This window comes from Coprococcus comes ATCC 27758 (assembly GCF_025149785.1).
GTDB lineage: Bacteria > Bacillota > Clostridia > Lachnospirales > Lachnospiraceae > Allocoprococcus > Allocoprococcus comes.
On record NZ_CP102277.1, the window covers coordinates 417113 to 430813 of the forward strand.

15 protein-coding genes are annotated in these 13701 nt (G+C 36.6%); 14 read left to right on the forward strand and 1 reads right to left on the reverse strand.

The window, feature by feature from the left end; all coding sequences use genetic code 11:
• Nucleotides 1–12 precede the first annotated feature (12 nt).
• The 4 genes from NQ556_RS02235 to NQ556_RS02250 all read left to right on the forward strand — a co-directional run bounded on the left by NQ556_RS02235 (nucleotide 13) and on the right by NQ556_RS02250 (nucleotide 2067).
• The gene (locus NQ556_RS02235) at nucleotides 13–681 is read left to right on the forward strand and encodes a class I SAM-dependent methyltransferase (RefSeq protein ID WP_008369102.1); all 669 of its coding nucleotides are present in this window, start codon (nucleotides 13–15) and stop codon (nucleotides 679–681) included.
• Nucleotides 671–1372: a transglutaminase-like domain-containing protein gene (locus NQ556_RS02240; RefSeq protein ID WP_008369103.1), complete on the forward strand. Its 702-nt coding sequence runs from the start codon at nucleotides 671–673 to the stop codon at nucleotides 1370–1372. Before NQ556_RS02235 ends, NQ556_RS02240 begins: the two co-directional genes overlap by 11 nt.
• The gene (locus NQ556_RS16625) at nucleotides 1347–1535 is read left to right on the forward strand and encodes a class I SAM-dependent methyltransferase (protein ID WP_259812389.1); all 189 of its coding nucleotides are present in this window, start codon (nucleotides 1347–1349) and stop codon (nucleotides 1533–1535) included. Before NQ556_RS02240 ends, NQ556_RS16625 begins: the two co-directional genes overlap by 26 nt.
• A 109-nt stretch (nucleotides 1536–1644) precedes the next feature.
• Entirely contained in the window at nucleotides 1645–2067 is a 423-nt protein-coding gene (locus tag NQ556_RS02250) for a cytidylate kinase-like family protein (protein ID WP_243257514.1), read from the forward strand.
• A 144-nt stretch (nucleotides 2068–2211) separates the two neighbouring features.
• On the opposite strand, the gene NQ556_RS02255 is transcribed toward NQ556_RS02250, so the two are convergent.
• Complete coding sequence (locus tag NQ556_RS02255; RefSeq protein WP_008369109.1) at nucleotides 2212–3162, reverse strand: helix-turn-helix domain-containing protein; 951 nt, start codon at nucleotides 3160–3162, stop codon at nucleotides 2212–2214.
• A 214-nt stretch (nucleotides 3163–3376) separates the two neighbouring features.
• Between NQ556_RS02255 and NQ556_RS02260 the strand changes: the two genes are divergently transcribed.
• The 10 genes from NQ556_RS02260 to NQ556_RS02310 all read left to right on the forward strand — a co-directional run bounded on the left by NQ556_RS02260 (nucleotide 3377) and on the right by NQ556_RS02310 (nucleotide 13657).
• Entirely contained in the window at nucleotides 3377–4120 is a 744-nt protein-coding gene (locus NQ556_RS02260) for a TraX family protein (RefSeq protein ID WP_008369111.1), read from the forward strand.
• A 55-nt stretch (nucleotides 4121–4175) separates the two neighbouring features.
• Nucleotides 4176–5210, forward strand: a complete 1035-nt coding sequence (locus NQ556_RS02265) for an alcohol dehydrogenase (RefSeq protein ID WP_044998576.1) — start codon at nucleotides 4176–4178, stop codon at nucleotides 5208–5210.
• A gap of 98 nt (nucleotides 5211–5308) precedes the next feature.
• Nucleotides 5309–5455: a hypothetical protein gene (locus NQ556_RS02270; protein ID WP_227120410.1), complete on the forward strand. Its 147-nt coding sequence runs from the start codon at nucleotides 5309–5311 to the stop codon at nucleotides 5453–5455.
• A 76-nt stretch (nucleotides 5456–5531) separates the two neighbouring features.
• Entirely contained in the window at nucleotides 5532–6404 is an 873-nt protein-coding gene (locus NQ556_RS02275; RefSeq protein WP_173699241.1) for a LysR family transcriptional regulator, read from the forward strand.
• Nucleotides 6405–6536: 132 nt separating this feature from the next.
• The gene (locus NQ556_RS02280) at nucleotides 6537–7007 is read left to right on the forward strand and encodes a flavodoxin (RefSeq protein ID WP_025577056.1); all 471 of its coding nucleotides are present in this window, start codon (nucleotides 6537–6539) and stop codon (nucleotides 7005–7007) included.
• Between the two features lie 28 nt (nucleotides 7008–7035).
• Nucleotides 7036–7803, forward strand: coding sequence for a carboxymuconolactone decarboxylase family protein (locus NQ556_RS02285; protein ID WP_008703852.1), 768 nt, complete (start codon nucleotides 7036–7038; stop codon nucleotides 7801–7803).
• A gap of 5 nt (nucleotides 7804–7808) precedes the next feature.
• Nucleotides 7809–8789, forward strand: coding sequence for an alpha/beta hydrolase (locus NQ556_RS02290; RefSeq protein WP_207729734.1), 981 nt, complete (start codon nucleotides 7809–7811; stop codon nucleotides 8787–8789).
• Between the two features lie 187 nt (nucleotides 8790–8976).
• Entirely contained in the window at nucleotides 8977–9210 is a 234-nt protein-coding gene (locus NQ556_RS02300; RefSeq protein WP_147574899.1) for a hypothetical protein, read from the forward strand.
• Between the two features lie 1104 nt (nucleotides 9211–10314).
• A complete protein-coding gene (locus tag NQ556_RS02305) occupies nucleotides 10315–12069 on the forward strand; it encodes an ATP-dependent nuclease (RefSeq protein WP_204575779.1) in 1755 nt (584 codons plus the stop codon).
• Complete coding sequence (locus NQ556_RS02310) at nucleotides 12062–13657, forward strand: UvrD-helicase domain-containing protein (RefSeq protein ID WP_195253615.1); 1596 nt, start codon at nucleotides 12062–12064, stop codon at nucleotides 13655–13657. Before NQ556_RS02305 ends, NQ556_RS02310 begins: the two co-directional genes overlap by 8 nt.
• Nucleotides 13658–13701 lie beyond the last annotated feature (44 nt).

Consider the following 13701-nt stretch of genomic DNA (forward strand, 5'->3'; position numbering starts at 1 on the left):
TGGAGAAAAAGTATGAAAAATGAAGAATATAAAAAATTGTCAATTAAAGAGTTTACAAAAGCAGCAGGAAGATATGAAAGTAGCCATGCTGGTATTTACGAAATGTGCAAGAAGGATTATCCGGATATTCTGGAAGAATTAGAGAAGGAGCCATTTAGAGATTTATTGGATGCAGGCTGCGGACCTGCTCCGATGATTTCTTTATTAGCAGAAAAATATCCAGACCGACATTATACAGGACTGGATCTGACTCCTGCCATGATTGAACAGGCAAAAAAGAAAAATATTTCAAATGCAACATTTGTTGTAGGAGACTGTGAGAACTTTCCTTTTGAAAAGGATTCATTTGATGCAATTATTTGTTCTATGAGCTTCCATCATTATCCGGATCCACAGGCATTTTTTGACAGTGTGAAAAGATGTCTTCGCCCAAATGGAAGATTGATACTGAGAGATGTGACCAGTGACAATAAAGTATTGGTATGGCTAATGAATACATTGGAAATGCCGTTGGCAAATATATGCGGACATGGAGATGTCCAAGTGCCAACAAGAGATGTGGTCATAAAATGTTGCAAAAAAGCAGGATTAAAAGTAGAAAAATTTGAAATTCGTAAAGGTATGCGAATGCATTGTGTTGTGAGAAAACCTATGGGAAAGGCGATAGGAAATGAAAGATAAGTATCTTAGGGAAACACGAATGGTTGATTTTTCTAATCCGGCAATTCAAAAACTTATTCAAAATATGAAATGGAAGGAAATGGGTGAATTTGAAAGGATTAAGGCAATCTACAACTATGTAAGAGATGATGTTTTATTTGGATATAATGTTGATGACGGAATTTCAGCTTCAAAAGTACTTGCAGATGGTTATGGACAATGTAATACAAAAGGAACTTTATTTATGGCACTTTTGCGTGCCTGCAATATTCCATGCAGAGTACATGGTTTTACGATTGATAAAAGATTACAGAAAGGGGCTATGACCGGGTTTGTTTACCGTAATGCTCCAAAAAGTATTTTCCATAGCTGGGTAGAAATTAATTTCGAAAATCAGTGGTACGAACTGGAAGCTTTCATTTTGGATAAAACCTACATAAAGAAGTTACAGGAACAAAATTCGGAATGTACAGGTGCATTTTGCGGTTATGGAGTAGCAGTCAAGGATTTCAGAAATCTCATTATTGAGTTTGATAGGAACAATACTTATATTCAGAGCGAGGGAATCAATCAGGATTTTGGTGTTTATGATTGTCCAGATGAACTGTTGAAGGAACATCATCAAGAAATTTCAGCCTTTAAAGCATTTGCTTATAGACATATTGCAAGACACCTAATGAATCGTAATGTCAGGAAGATCAGAGAACGATAGTTTTAAGCTTTTAGATACTGTTGTCAGTATGAACGGTTTTCATGCATTTCCGGACAAGCAAAAAGCATTTCATGAAATATGGCGTGTTTTGAAACCAGGCGATAATTTCATTGCCTGCTTTTATATCAGGGGAAAATCGCAACGGACAGACTGGCTGGTATAAGAGAAGGTACTGTTATTGCTGCCCTTCTGGTAGGCTTTATCGCCAGACTCATCGGTAAGAAACTTGCATTCCTGAAAGATATGATTTTTATGATGCGGAGATTATCCAGATGACAGCAGGGACCACCGGATACACACCGGAATTCGTTAAGAAAAACGAGGAGATCATGACAAACAGCCTTCTTTATGATCTGGTCAATCAGATGTATCTGAATACAGACAGACAGGATGAAGCGCCGAAGGATAAAATTTTTGAGGCAGAATGCCAGGTTGTACGCAATCTTGCGAAAAAAGGCAATTGCGTGATAGTAGGCCGTTGTGCAGATTACGTTCTCAGAAATTCCGGAAATTGTTTGAAAGTATTTTTTTCAGCACCTCTTGTGAGCAGAATTAGAAGAGTGGCACAGAGACAGAATATCTCTGAGGGAGAAGCTAAAGCTACGGTTCAGAAAAATGAAAAACTGCGTGCAGATAACTATCGCTATTACACCCGACGTATGTGGGGGCAGCCGGAAACTTTGATCTCAGCCTGAATACAGATTTTGGAGAAGAATTTATTGAGAACTGCATCCGCAGTGCTATGAAACTGTAAAAATACAGAAAGCCTTATAATATTTGTTGTCAATGATATAGACCCTTAAGGAATCGTCAATCTAAACCCTCAAAAAGACATCCCCTCAAAAACTTTGATTACCCCCAAATTGGAAGGAAAGATAATATACATAATCATTTTCCACACCAACGATTCCTTTTTCCATTTCCGTGATAGGAATCCCTGACAGCCCGTCTTTTCCATAGATTAGAGCCATTAATCCCTGCTCAGAGTCTGAAGGGATAGCAGTCTTGCCTTCTATTGTCGAAGCTGAATGAATCTGAATCGGAATCTCCCCTTTTATCTGGCTTGCACTTCTGCCATAATATTCTCTGTTTTCTATATTTTCTAAAATAGGAAAATCCGTAGAATATTTTGCATAATCATCTGCTACAATTAATTTTACCTTAAAAGATTCAAAATCCGGCACAACAGCAATGACGCCTCTGGAAGGGGAATCGATTCCGTCATAGTCCAAATCAGCCACTTTACTTTTACTGATCAGTGTCCCAGACTGATATTCAGATACATAAATGGTGAGTGTTTTAAATTCATCTTTTGTAAAATAATGAAAAAGATATGCGCCGTCTGTTCCGGATAATAATTCTGCTGTTTTCATCTCAGTACTTGTCTGATCAACTGCGGTAATATAATTTTTTGGCTGTATCAGTTTGTGAAAGAATAAAGTGCCAAGGATCGCAGAGACAATTACTGCAAAAACAGTTACTACAGCAAGAATTGTTTTTAAATTTTTTTGTTTCTTTTTACTCTCTTTTGTAATCTGAATAAGATTGCTGTCTGATTTTTCAATTACATTTTCAGCACCGATATCTTCACCTGCAAGAAATTCATTAATGCTGATTCTAAGTATGCTACACAATTCCATATAAATTGACACGTCCGGCAGGCATATGCCTCGTTCCCATTTAGAAACCGATTTGTCACTCATATTCAGTTTTTCTGCCAATTGCTTCTGCGTCAGTCCAAGAGCTTTTCTTTTTTCTGCAATATATTTTCCGATTTTGATTAAATCCATATAATTCACTCCCTTCTGTTTAATCTAAGCATAATATAAATTATAAGAAATGAACACCCCTTATGAGTAGAATGCGTTGAGTATTTGAGTTCTGGCTGAATTAGTGATAGATTAGGACGCAAGAGTTGATTGACGTTGGATAATGCTCCATAATATAATGAAAAGAAAAGAATAAAAGGCAGATATCTATGCCTGGATAGATGGAGAAGAACCTATGGAGAAAAAAAGAGGAATTGATTCGTTTACACTACATATTCTGGCAATGCTGTTTATGTTATGTGATCATTTGTGGGCGACACTATTTCCAGCACAGGAATGGATGACATGCGTAGGAAGACTTGCTTTTCCGATTTTCGCATTTATGATCGCAGAAGGATGCTATTATACTTCGAATGTGAAAAAATACATGCTGCGTCTTTTTCTATTTGCCATAATTTCAGAAATACCATTTAACCTGATTATGGGAAGTTCTGTATTTTACCCGTTTCATCAAAATGTACTATGGACCTTTTTATTAGGGGTGTTATCGATACAGATCATTGAAAAGGCAAAGAAGAAACAAAAGAAATGGATATCGTTTTTTGTGGTTTGCCTCGTGCTTTTGATGGATTTTCTGCTTGGAACCATAACCATGGTAGATTACAATGCTGCAGGAATACTGACGGTATTGCTTTTTTATTTTTTTCGCAAGAAAACCTGGATTTCTTTTGCGGCACAGCTTGTCGGGCTGTATTATTTGAATGTAGTTATGCTGGGGAATCTGTATTATCCGGTAACGATTCTGGGACATCATTTTGAGATTGCACAGCAGAGCTTTGCACTGCTGGCACTGATTCCAATCTGGTTATATCATGGAGAGCAGGGGTACCATAGCAAGTGGTTCAAGTATTTCTGTTATGCGTTTTATCCGGTGCACCTTCTTATCTTGGTTGTTATTTGGCAATGGCGTATTCGATAATAGATCAGCAGCGGAAATTCTGGATAAATTATTATAGAAAGTGATGGGGAAAAGAATGCAGACTTATACTTATGTTTCAAAAGGAAAATTTGAATTAATGGAAAAGCCAAAGCCTGTGCTGATGCATGAAAGAGATGCCATTGTAAAGGTGACACTTGCCAGCATTTGTTCCAGTGACCTGCACATTAAGCATGGAAGCGTTCCACGGGCAGTGCCGGGGATTACAGTCGGTCATGAGATGGTTGGAATTGTGGAAGAAGTCGGAACTGCTGTGAAGAATGTGAAGCCAGGAGACCGGGTGACGGTAAATGTAGAAACTTTTTGTGGAGAATGTTTTTTCTGCAAGAAAGGTTATGTGAATAACTGTACCGATGAAAATGGCGGCTGGGCTCTTGGATGCCGTATCGATGGCGGTCAGGCAGAATATGTCCGTGTACCATTTGCAGATCAGGGGCTGAATAAGATTCCGGATAAAGTTACGGACAGACAGGCGTTATTTGTAGGAGATGTACTTGCCACCGGTTACTGGGCAGCACGTATTTCCGAGATCACTGAGGATGACACGGTGCTGATCATTGGAGCCGGTCCTACAGGTATCTGTACCTTACTGTCTGTTATGCTGAAAAATCCGAAGCGGATCATCATGTGTGAAAAAGACGAAAAGCGTATGCATTTTATCAGGGAACATTATCCGGAAGTTCTTACAGTTTCGCCGGAAGAATGTTTTGATTTTGTTCAGGCAAACAGCGAGCATGGTGGAGCGGATGTTGTTCTTGAAGTTGCAGGAGCAGAATCTACTTTCCGTCTTGCATGGGAATGCGCAAGGCCAAATGCAATCGTGACGGTGGTGGCACTTTACGATAAAGCCCAGACGTTACCTCTGCCGGATATGTATGGAAAGAATCTGACTTTTAAAACAGGAGGAGTAGACGGTTGTGATTGTGAAGAAACGCTGAGATTGATCGCGGAAGGTAAGATCAACACGGAACCACTGATCACACACACCTATCCACTTAGCAGAATCGAAGAAGCCTATGAACTTTTTGAAAATAAGAGGAACGGCGTGATCAAGGTGGCGGTAGAATGTTAAATATAATAGAAATAAAAGATGCCACAGAGTAAGATTTTAATGAAAGCGGTTGAATTTGATATATTAGAAATAGAATGAAAATTCATGTAGAAGACTTGATGTTATATCATTCAGCACCATCAAAGCTTTCGGAAGCAACGGTGTATTCACAGAACGCACCGATGAATCATGAAATGAACGATACAGCAAAGAAGCAGTATAATTTACTTCTTGATATAATTGATTTGTGTGCGATTTATTATTAAAGGTAAAGATATAGATGATGTCTGGGACGCAATATGATAGAATGGTTACAAGAAAAATTTGTAGGAATATAAAGATATGGAATTAAGATTATTACGCTATTTTTTAACAGTAGCAAAAGAACAGAGCTTTACAAAAGCAGCAGAACAATTGCATATTACCCAGCCAACGCTATCCAGACAAATGGCGGCATTTGAAGAGGACCTGGGAATAACATTATTTATTCGAAACGGGAAGAAAATATCGCTCACTGATGAAGGAATTTTATTAAAAAGGCGTGCCTTGGAGATTCTTAATCTTGAGGAAAGGACGCTTGAGGAACTGAAAGGAAAAGAAGAGGTTGTAGAGGGCACGATAACCATTGGATGCGGTGAATTTGCAGCAGTGGAGACATTGGCGAAGATATGTAAAACATATAAAGAAAAATATCCGCTGGTTCAGATTGTATTGCATACTGCAACAGCAGATGCAGTGTATGAGATGATGAACAAAGGACTTGTAGATATTGCATTATTCATGGAGCCGGTGGACACCGAAGGGCTGGATTATATCAGAATTACAGATTGCGATCACTGGTGTGTCGGAATGCGGCCGGATGATCCACTGGCAGAAAAAGAGTTTATAAAAAAAGAAGATCTTATTGGAAAGCCCTTGATCCTGCCGGAAAGAATGAACGTTCAAAGTGAACTTGCCAACTGGTTTGGGAAAGACTTTTCAAAATTACAGATTGCTTTTACGAGTAATCTTGGAACGAATGCCGGAGTTATGGCGGCAAATGGATTGGGGTATCCAATTTCAATTGAGGGTGCTGCAAAGTATTGGCGAGAGGATATTCTTGTACAGCGAAGAATTTCTCCTGAAATCACAACCAGTACGGTGATTGCCTGGCGACGGAATATCCCATATTCTTTGGCAGTCCGTAAAATGATCGAGGAGATTAATGCTTTTTAGGCATAAAACAAAATTCAATATAAGCATTAGACATAATGAAGCGATAGAGCTTAAAATAGATGTGTAAGATGAATGTAAATCTTATACATCTATTTTTTTGTGAAAAATACGTATAGAAAGGGGTTTTTTATTATGAGTAAAAAATTAGTGGCATTTTTCAGTGCAAGCGGAACAACAAAAAAAGTAGCACAGATGATCGCAGAGGAAGCAAAAGCGGATTTATTTGAGATTGAGCCGAAAGTTCCATATACAAAGCTTGATCTTGACTGGATGAATAAAAAATCCAGAAGCAGTGTGGAAATGAGTGATAAAAAATATAGACCGGCGATTATGAAAAAAGAGATGGATATGAGTTCTTATGACGAGATCCTTCTGGGATTCCCAATCTGGTGGTATGTGGCTCCGACAATCATCAATACATTTTTAGAAGCTTACGATTTCAGTGGTAAAAAGATTGTGCTTTTTGCAACATCCGGAGGAAGTGGATTTGGGAACACTGTGAAAGAATTGCAGTCATCTGCATCAGACGCAGTTATTACAGAAGGCAGACTGTTAAATTGTGGAACGAAACAGGAAATCACTGAATGGGTAAACTCTTTATAAATAACAGCGTTATGGAGGTATACAGAATATGGGAAAAATAGTACAGACAGCAGGGAGAAATACACTTGGTGAATTCGCACCGGAATTTGCACATTTTAACGATGATGTACTTTTCGGCGAAAACTGGAATAACCAGGACATCGACGTAAAAACAAGAAGCATTATTACAGTGGTTGCTCTGATGGCTTCCGGAATTACGGATTCTTCTTTAAGATATCATCTTCAAAATGCAAAAAATCATGGTGTGACACAAAAAGAGATTGCTGCAGTGATCACACATGCCGCATTCTATGCAGGTTGGCCAAAAGCATGGGCTGTTTTCAATCTTGCAAAGGAAGTGTGGGAAACAGGCGAAGGAGATTTGCCATACGAAGAGGAAGCGATGCGGGCGCATGCAAAAGAGATGGTATTTCCAATTGGTGCACCAAACGATGGCTTTGCACAGTATTTTTCGGGCAGGAGTTTTCTTGCACCGATTTCTACTTCTCAGGTTGGAATTTTCAATGTGACATTCGAACCAGGATGCAGAAATAACTGGCATATCCATCATGCAAAAAGTGGAGGCGGACAGATTCTGGTATGCGTTGCCGGAAGAGGATATTATCAGGTAGAAGGTAAAGAAGCTGTAGAAATGAAGCCAGGCGACTGCATCAATATTCCGGCAGAAGTAAAACACTGGCATGGCGCAGCACCGGATGAATGGTTTTCACATCTGGCAATAGAAGTTCCGGGCGAAAATAGTTCCAATGAATGGCTTGAACCGGTAAGTGATGAAGAATATAGAAAACTAAAATAGGAAGATTGAAAAAAGTATCTGAATGGGATAAAACTTTTCCAAAAAGTGAAAAAGTAGATCATGAGAAAGTGACATTTGTAAATCGTTATGGAATCACACTTGCTGCAGATTTGTATAAGCCGAAAAATGCATTTGGAAAATATCCAGCGATTGCTGTAAGTGGACCATTTGGTGCAGTCAAAGAACAGTGTTCCGGACTGTATGCGCAGACGATGGCTGAAAAAGGATACCTTACTATTGCATTTGATCCTTCTTTTACGGGAGAAAGTGGAGGCAATCCAAGATACATGGCTTCTCCGGATATTAATACAGAAGATTTCATGGCTGCTGTTGATTTCCTTTCTGTTCGGGAAGAGGTAGATCAAGATAGAATAGGAATCATTGGAATCTGTGGCTGGGGTGGGATGGCTCTTAACGCAGCTGCACTCGATACAAGAATAAAAGCAACGGTTGTATCTACCATGTATGATATGACAAGGGTAAATGCGAATGGGTACTTTGATTCTGAGGACAGTGAAGAAGCACGTTATGCGAAGAAGCAGTCGCTGAATACCCTCAGAACACAAGAATACTGTAAAGGCGAATATTCCAGAGCTGGTGGTTGTGTTTCTCTTCCGGTTCCAGAGGATGCCCCTTTCTTTGTAAAAGATTACAGTGAGTATTATAAAGGCAGATGTTATCATAAAAGAAGCCTGAATTCCAATGATGGCTGGAACAGTATTGGATGTATGTCATTTATGAATCAGCCAATATTAAAGTACAGTAATGAAATCAGAAGTGCAGTCCTCATTGTTCACGGAGAAAAAGCACACAGCTATTATTTTGGAAAAGATGCTTATGAAAATATGATTAAGGACAGCAAGTACACATCCAATAAAGAGCTGCTAACAATTCCAGGGGCTGTTCATACAGATCTTTACGATAATCTGGATGTAATCCCATTTGATAAAATCCAGAAATTTTTTGAAGAAAACGGAGTTGGTTAATTATGGCAAAAAAAGTATTGATCATATCGACAAGTCTTCGAGGAGGGAGCAATTCTGATATACTTGCAAATGAGTGTGCAAAGGGAGCAAAAGAAGCATTTTAAGTTTTAAACCGGAAGTATATGAGAAAATAAAATCAGGAAAGAAAAAATTTGAACATAGAAGAAACTTTCCAGATGAACCAATTATGGCATATATGTATGTGAGTGCACCAGTTAAGGCAATTAAAGGCATAGTATTGAATGTATATACGCACCTTGAGGCGGGGAACATCAAAGAACAGTTCTTTAATATGGCACAAAGCAAGCAATATAATTTTTATAGCCTTGACCGTGCTCCGGCTGTAGTATTGTTAAATAATGAGGATTACGACGAAGAACCGGAACCGGATTTTAACGAAGAAGCAGACGACGAAGACTAAAAAAGAGGGTGTGTTATATATCAAAGATATAACACACTTTCTAACGCATAAAGCTATAGAGAAAATACCCTCATTTATGAGGAGAAACGAAAAACAATTAAATATGAAAATGTGCAAAAATGTTGAAAAATAAAGGCTTATCGCCTTGAATCCGTTGGCACGAAAGGAGATAAAAAATGGTCAAAATACTATTTATATGTCACGGCAGTGTTTAATGCCGGCTGTGAAAGCCTTGATTTTGTTGGGTTTCTTGGAAATTAATCAAAAATTTACACCTTATTTATACCTTTAGGAAGACCGGATCGGTATAACTTTAAGAGTTGATGTAATTTAATTATACAAAAAATAATCCCCTTAAAACCAATCAAAAATCAATCGTAAAAAAATACGATTGATTTTTTGCACATTTATGCATATAATATAATCATTGAAATTGGAAAGGGATCTATTCCTATGCGTGAAACAAGAATATTAGAATTCAAGGAAACAATTACGAATTTAGGAATTGATGAATGATAACACAACTTCAAGAAATAAAAAGACTGCTGATTTTTTTACAAAAGAAATCTTGACAGTAACATTGAATGCTGTACAATAATATTAACAGAACCCACCACGCCTCTGATTTTTCATGCGCAACCCGGTGGAATTTTCTTATTTATGAGGTGTTTTATGTATCAGTATCCAAAACAAATATTAATAATAGAGCAGACCTAACCAAGCATTTAGCTCAAATCGGTTAGGCTTTCGGCGGAGTGTTACGATAAGCACTTCGCCATTTTTATTTTGATAAGGAACATCCACCTTTTACATATGATTGCACAATTTGAACGAAAAAAGTCTCATGTGTGCTATGTCCCCATTCTGACATAGCAGTATGAATTTTCTGCTCGAGCGGTATGTTTTTTCTATAATTATTGAGTTCACATAATTAAATATCAGCCGAAAGAGAACTGTTGTCTGATTGATGGCAGTTTTCTTTTTTCTGGAATTATTTAAGAAGTCATAAAGTTGCGAGTATAAACTCAGCGCTTCGTTTATTTGTGTTTGTGTGGTAGAATACAATTAAGAGTTTATATAATTTAAGCAATCGGGGGATCAGGGATGAGAATAGAAAAAATACATATTAAAGGATTTCGAAATTTTGAAGATGAAGAAATTTTTTTTCAGCCTAAAACATTAATAATTGGTGCAAACGATGTGGGAAAAACGAATTTATTATATGCATTGCGCATTCTTTTTGATAAATCAATAAGTGAGCATGATTTAGATTTGAAAGATAGCGATTATAATGCATACTGTAATACTGATACGGTTGAGATTACCGCAACAATTTGTGATGTGACGGAAGAATGCTTGCTGAGTACATTTGGCGGAGCTGTTAAGGATGGCGTAGTATTAATTCGTTATTCAAATAGTAAAAATGGTCAGTATAGTATTTGGATGGGATATGATGAAAATGTTTTAACAGAATATTCTACCAGACAGTATATAAAACGATTAAACATGCAGTATGTAGATACAAATCGTGATTTGTTTAAATTTTTGAAACATGAACGTTTACAAATATTACATATATCGAAAGAATTGCTAAAAGAAGAGCAAAAGCTTGCAGATGAGGAGAATACAAAAGAGATTCAAAACAAACTAAATGAGATTAATAACCAGATTAGTTCTTTGAATTATGTGGCATCTGCATTGGAAAATGTAAATATTGAACTTTCAGAGCTGTCTGTTGATAATGAAGATCAAAAAATAAGGTTTATAGCAGGAGAAAGTGATGCTGGAAAATTATTAGATAATTTAACGCTGTCTTTTTCTACAGGAGATAATTTATTATCTATAGGTGGAGACGGTAGGAATAATCAAATATTTTTGGCTACATGGATTGCAAAACAAAATATACAAAAGAATGTAGACCATGTAACTTTTTATGCAATAGAGGAACCAGAGGCACATTTACATCCACATCAGCAGCGTAAACTTTCGACATATATTCAGGAGAAGTTTGGAGAGCAAGTTTTTATAACTACTCATTCTCCACATATTGCATCGAAATTTAACCCAGCTAATATTGTGCGTCTGTATACAATAAAGAAAAAGACATATGCTGCATGCAGTGGTTGTAGTGATTTTATGAAAGTAGCTTTTCAGGACTTTGGATATAGGCTAAACGCTCTTTCTGCAGAATGCTTTTTTGTAAACGGGGTATTCTTAGTTGAAGGTGTATCTGAAGTTTTATTTTATACTGCATTAGCAAAAGAGATAGGCGTAGATCTGGATAGAACAAATATCTCCATATTGTCAGTAGAAGGTGTTGGATTTAAACCTTATATTGCAGTCTGTAATGCATTAAATATTTCTTGGGTGATGCGAACGGATAATGATGTGTTTGCAAAACCAAATAAAAAACCAACAAAGAATTATTATGCAGGAATATCTCGTGTAATGGGGATTTTGACTCAATTTAAAGATGAAGATAACGAACTTATTAAATACTGGAATGAACATGATAACGAAAACGAGTGGGAATATAAAAAGAAACCACCAAAAGAAGCGATAGATCTTAATACATATATTAGGGAAGAGATTACCCAATATGGTATATATCTTTCAATGTTTGACTTAGAAACAGATTTGGCTAAAAGTTCGATTAAAAATATTTTAAAAGAATATTATGGAAAGAAGAGAGAAAATTCTCTGATAAAAGCTATGCAAACTCACAAAGCAAAAAATATGATGGATTTTTTGAGTAAAAAACGTTCTGAACTGGGAGTACTGAGAGAAGATGATATTTCGAAACCATTGATTGCCCTTAGAAGTAGCGTAGAAGAAAGGATTCATCCAAAACATGATTAATGAACCAACAAATGAACAAAAAGCAATTCTAAATTATAACGGAAATACTGTAGTTACGGCAAATCCTGGCTCCGGTAAAACTTACACAGTGGTAGAAAAAATAGGAAAAGTACTGCATGATCTTCCGAGTTATAAAGGAATTATTGCAATTTCCTTTACAAATAAAGCTAGCGATGAATTAAAGAAAAGATGTAAAAGAAAGGGGATAAATGCAAAATCATCTTTCTTTGGAACAATCGATAAGTTTTACATTTCGGAAATTATTATTCCATTTGCGAGTCATTTGACACATGTAATGCCTGAGTATCAGGTGGTAGAATCCACAGAGACAGAAAAACATTATTCGGAATTAGGAATGATTACCGAAAATGTTACAAAAGAACAGGGGGCATTGCTAAAAGAAGCATTATGTAAAGGGAAAATCTTTTTAAATATATCTGGTGAAATGGCATGGTATATAATGTGTAATGTACCAGGTGTAAGGAAATATATGCAGTCACGATATTCCCATGTGTTCATTGATGAGTATCAAGACTGTGGTAAGATACAGCACGATATTTTTCTTGCATTATGTGAGATGGGAATTATAGGGGTTGCTGTTGGAGATGTAAATCAAGCAATTTATGGGTTCACGAATAGATTTCCACGATATTTACTCGAATTAATAGGAAAAGATGATTTTGAACATTTTGAATTAAGCAAAAACCATAGATGTCATCCAAGCATATCAGAATATTCCTTATGTCTGTATGGTATTTCAAAAGAAATTATTGAGGATAAGAGAATTTTTAGAGTGTCTGTGGATGGAAATGAAGTAAATATAGCAAAAAAGATAGATTTGGCAATTCCTAAGATAAAACGAAAATATAATGTTGCTAATAATAATCAAATAGCGATATTGTGTCGAAACAATGGTACGATAAAAATATTAGACCAAGCAATAGAGACACCTCATAAAGTCTTTGCTGAAACACCGTTAGATAGAGATAATTCAGAGTGGGGAAGGTTATTCCGAAGTTTACTTGTGGCTAAATTTGATCAAGAAATCTTTCCTGTGGATTATGCAGAACAATTGTTTTCAGAGGAATATGATCCGGAAAAATATAGAGAAGTACTTAAGGCCTGTGATATTATTTTCAATAGTTCGACAGAAGAATTAGCGGATGTAATTATTGAGTTTGAAAAAGTTGCTGAGTTAGTGTATCCAGGTAAGAAAAATAAAAAAGCAAAGGAACTATTGGATGCAATTATTGCAGATGATATATTGCTTGAGAATTATATACCGCCACAAGATAATGAGATTACTATTATGACATTACATAAATCAAAAGGACTTGAATTCAATGTGGTTTTTCATATGGATATGTATAAATATATTATTTCTGATGAACTAGGAGATGCAGAAGAAAAGAAACAATCGCTTAATTTGCATTATGTAGGTATAACTCGTGCTATAGATGTATGCTATATTATGAATGGAACAAGAAGATATAGAGCGAAATACGGTGATTTTTATGATGCAAAGCCATCTTCATTTTTGTTTATGCCCGGTTTATCTGAACGAAGAAATGATGTTAGATGGGATTAGCAAGTCAAAATAGACAATCTGTAAAATTGGCTACCAGAAAACGG

Coding starts and splice junctions, on each gene's coding strand:
- NQ556_RS02235 (WP_008369102.1), top strand. CDS start 13: ATGAAAAATGAAGAATATAAAAAATTGTCAATTAAAGAGTTTACAAAA.
- NQ556_RS02240 (WP_008369103.1), top strand. CDS start 671: ATGAAAGATAAGTATCTTAGGGAAACACGAATGGTTGATTTTTCTAAT.
- NQ556_RS16625 (WP_259812389.1), top strand. CDS start 1,347: ATGTCAGGAAGATCAGAGAACGATAGTTTTAAGCTTTTAGATACTGTT.
- NQ556_RS02250 (WP_243257514.1), top strand. CDS start 1,645: ATGACAGCAGGGACCACCGGATACACACCGGAATTCGTTAAGAAAAAC.
- NQ556_RS02255 (WP_008369109.1), bottom strand. CDS start 3,162: ATGGATTTAATCAAAATCGGAAAATATATTGCAGAAAAAAGAAAAGCT.
- NQ556_RS02260 (WP_008369111.1), top strand. CDS start 3,377: ATGGAGAAAAAAAGAGGAATTGATTCGTTTACACTACATATTCTGGCA.
- NQ556_RS02265 (WP_044998576.1), top strand. CDS start 4,176: ATGCAGACTTATACTTATGTTTCAAAAGGAAAATTTGAATTAATGGAA.
- NQ556_RS02270 (WP_227120410.1), top strand. CDS start 5,309: ATGTTATATCATTCAGCACCATCAAAGCTTTCGGAAGCAACGGTGTAT.
- NQ556_RS02275 (WP_173699241.1), top strand. CDS start 5,532: ATGGAATTAAGATTATTACGCTATTTTTTAACAGTAGCAAAAGAACAG.
- NQ556_RS02280 (WP_025577056.1), top strand. CDS start 6,537: ATGAGTAAAAAATTAGTGGCATTTTTCAGTGCAAGCGGAACAACAAAA.
- NQ556_RS02285 (WP_008703852.1), top strand. CDS start 7,036: ATGGGAAAAATAGTACAGACAGCAGGGAGAAATACACTTGGTGAATTC.
- NQ556_RS02300 (WP_147574899.1), top strand. CDS start 8,977: ATGGCATATATGTATGTGAGTGCACCAGTTAAGGCAATTAAAGGCATA.
- NQ556_RS02305 (WP_204575779.1), top strand. CDS start 10,315: ATGAGAATAGAAAAAATACATATTAAAGGATTTCGAAATTTTGAAGAT.
- NQ556_RS02310 (WP_195253615.1), top strand. CDS start 12,062: ATGATTAATGAACCAACAAATGAACAAAAAGCAATTCTAAATTATAAC.